Raw genomic sequence first — 3,151 nt, 5'->3', positions numbered from 1 at the left:
CTTAGCCAGATAGAGGAAAATATGAAGACTTTATCGCAAATGCAGGGCAGCCCTCACCTTTCTTCGGATTTTCTGCTGCCCCTTCGCCTTCACTCTGGCCCGGGTGCCCGTCCAGATCTGCTTCGCCCGGTCTTGTGGTGAGGGGATTGGCAGGCGCTTTTCGATTATTCTAGCGGTCTTTGGGTGCGAAGTGGGATTTTTATAAAATGCTCAACATTGTTTGGTTAACTTAAATTTCTGGACAGGATTTACAGGATTTACTGGATATTGATGCTACCTCGTATCCTGTAAATCCTGTTAATCCCGTCTCGGCAAAATCCATCAGCAGTTAATATTGAACTGATTCCAGCACTCCATTCCTTCTTCAGTTCTCCTGCCGCCCCTCTCGCCTTCACTTTGCCCGGGTGCCTCTCTCGATCTGCTCCGCCTGCCCTTGTGGTGTGGGGGGTGGCAGGGGCTTTTCGATTATTCCTTCGGGCATTTGGTGCGAAGTGGGGATTGATGCTTAGGTGGGTGGTAGCAGGTGGTGGGTCCCGCATAAAACAGAATTTTAACGTACTACCCTTTTCTAATTTTCATGCTTTGCATTTTCCCACCTATACTTATCATTGAAAACGGCGATAGATAATATAATGTCGATCATCACGAAATATAACCGCATTTCTTATGTTTATGACATAATGGAATCAACAGTAGAGTATCTGATGTTTGGCAAATGGAGGAAGCAGATCCTATCTGATCTAAGTGGCTTTGTACTGGATATTGGAGTGGGAACTGGTAAGAACCTAAAATATTATCCGGAAAATTGCAGGGTTGTTGGAATGGATGTCAGCTCAAAGATGCTGGAACATGCCAAAAAACGAGCAGAAAATATGGATAATGTTTCACTTTTTGTAATGGATGGAGAGCATCTGGCATTTGAAAATCACAGTTTTGATTATGTGATAACGACATTTGTGCTGTGTTCAATACCTGATCCTGTGGCAGCTTTGAAAGAGATGAAAAGGGTATGCAAACCAGATGGGATGGTTATCAATATGGAGCATATGAAAAGTAAGCATGCCATATTGTCTATGATCGAAGATATCTTCAATCCCTTAACTTTCGGTGCAATGGGAGTCAATATCAACCGTAAGACAGCTGAAAATATCAAGAAAGCCGGATTAAATATAATATCTGAACAAAACCTTGCATTAAAAGATGTATTCAGGCTTATTAAGTCGAAACCCTGAGAGTATTACATCTGATAATTATGTGTCTCAGTACTCATAGGGTTCTACACACAAATTTTCAGTAGAAGTTTTTCATCATTGACACATATTCTATAATACAGTTAATATCTCATCAGTTATTTTCTTTGCGACCGCAGCAGGATTGTCTGATTGGTAAATGCTCCTTCCCACTATCACATAATCGGCCCCGGCTTTTATCGTATCAGCCGCACTTCCACCCTGAACACCCACACCGGGAGAGATTATTGTAAGATCACCTACGATCTCCCGAATTGTATGAACACGCTGGGGCCGTGTGGCAGGTGCTACCACGCCGGTGACTCCTGATTGGGCTGCCATTCTTGCCATATCCTCAGCAGCAGATGCCAGAAAATCGGAAGCACCAGGGTGGCTCATCTCGGTCACGGCAAAGACGCCACGGTTCCATTTTGCAGCTTCGGCCACGCATTCAGCAAGACTGTCGTGCCCTGTAAAAGCATGAACGATCACTGCCGCCGCCCCTGCCCGGTATGCCTGCTGCAGTATCAGGCGGTCCGTATTGGGTATATCGGCGACCTTGAAATCGGCGATCACAGGAGCGAACCGGGCCAGGTCACTTATGATATCGATCCCTGCCACAAGCACCAGGGGGTAGCCCACTTTTACTGCATCCAGATACGGCGCGGTTTTTTCTGTGATGTCCAGGGCAGCATCCCTGTCAGTTACATCCATGGCAAGTATCAGTTGTGTATCCTGTTTCATTTTATGCTGCCTCCAAGACGGCTTCTGGCGGCCGCCACCAGCAGGGGCAGTGTAATGGTAGCATCACCATACACGGTCATATGCCTGGCATCCTCACCCACCTTGCCCCAGGAAAGGGCTTCATCCAGGGTGGCACCGCTCAAGCCTCCGGAATCGGGCCTGTCTGTGGTAAGCTGGACAACATAATCGAAATCTTTCGGGGTCACCAGCATACTCTGCAGGATATAATTTTTAGGTACTCCTCCCCCTACCAGCAGTGCTCCTGTACGCTTTGCATCATAGCATATATCCATGAATTCTGTCATATCAGCAAATGCATCCACAACCAGGTTCCCGGTCTGTTTGAACAGCCATGCCTGCAGTCCGACGATGGAATCCTGGACGGCCGGGCAGTATACCGGGATTTTGGTGTCATATGCACTTCGCAGGATTGAGTTTTGGTCTTCGATCTGACTTCCGATATGGGTCAGCATCTCCCTGATCGATATGGTTGTCCCTTCCAGTCCAGAATATACTGACTGGAGTTTTTCCTCAAGGTCAGAAAAGTGCTCCTCTGGCAGGAACACATCATATATCCTGTTCACCTGGTCATGTTTCAACTGGATATCGTCCACAAGGTCAGATCCTTTATAATGGTGCAGTCCCAGACCCTCGATAATATCATGCACCAGGTTGGCTCCTGTGGTGACCAGCACATCAATATGGCCGTCCCTTATAAGACCGCTGACGATATTTCGCATACCTGCCGGCACCATGGCCCCTGCCAGTCCAAAAAAATTGGTACAATCAGTATCCCTGAGCATGGCAGTATAGATATCAACTGCTTCCGCCAATCGGCCAGCGCCAAAGGCACAACCGCTCATCTGGTTTATCAGTTCATCCACAGACATGCCGCTAAAAATGGCTGCAGGCTGGATGGGTTGGTCAAGATTTTTCGTATGTTTCATGGTTCATTAAAGCAATGTTATCTAATTCAAGTTTAGATTTTACCTTAGACATGTCATTTATCATTATGAATTTTTGTGTATTAAATATTATTCAAGGGGGCATATACTTCGGTTTTTTGAAAGAAATTATTACACATTGTTTGTACTTATTATTTCGAAAATTGTTGATTTGAAAGTTATGGTCAATTGCTTAACTTTTATATAACTTTGTACTCTATTTAAGCCTTTAAT

The 3,151-nt window shown here is 45.5% G+C and carries 4 protein-coding genes; 1 reads left to right on the top strand and 3 read right to left on the bottom strand.

Annotated elements, in window-relative coordinates:
* Positions 1–257: 257 nt before the first annotated feature.
* Positions 258–539, bottom strand: a complete 282-nt coding sequence (locus IBX40_12290; protein ID MBE0525088.1) for a hypothetical protein — start codon at positions 537–539, stop codon at positions 258–260.
* 93 nt (positions 540–632) lie between these two features.
* Here IBX40_12290 and IBX40_12285 point away from each other — a divergent pair, with 93 nt between their 5' ends.
* Positions 633–1,232 carry a class I SAM-dependent methyltransferase gene (locus IBX40_12285; protein MBE0525087.1) on the top strand — a complete coding sequence of 200 codons (600 nt, stop codon included), beginning with the start codon at positions 633–635 and terminating at the stop codon, positions 1,230–1,232.
* Between the two features lie 90 nt (positions 1,233–1,322).
* Here IBX40_12285 and pyrF read toward each other — a convergent pair whose 3' ends face one another.
* Positions 1,323–1,973 (bottom strand): orotidine-5'-phosphate decarboxylase, encoded by a 651-nt coding sequence (pyrF, locus tag IBX40_12280; GenBank protein MBE0525086.1) that lies wholly within the window; start codon positions 1,971–1,973, stop codon positions 1,323–1,325.
* On the bottom strand, positions 1,970–2,920 hold the full coding sequence (locus tag IBX40_12275) for a deoxyhypusine synthase (GenBank protein ID MBE0525085.1): 951 nt from the start codon (positions 2,918–2,920) through the stop codon (positions 1,970–1,972). Before IBX40_12275 ends, pyrF begins: the two co-directional genes overlap by 4 nt.
* Between the last annotated feature and the right edge of the window lie 231 nt (positions 2,921–3,151).

Source organism: Methanosarcinales archaeon (assembly GCA_014859725.1).
GTDB lineage: Archaea > Halobacteriota > Methanosarcinia > Methanosarcinales > Methanocomedenaceae > Kmv04.
Note: the sequence above shows the minus strand (reverse complement) of the source record. Positions and strands in the feature narration are given on the sequence as shown.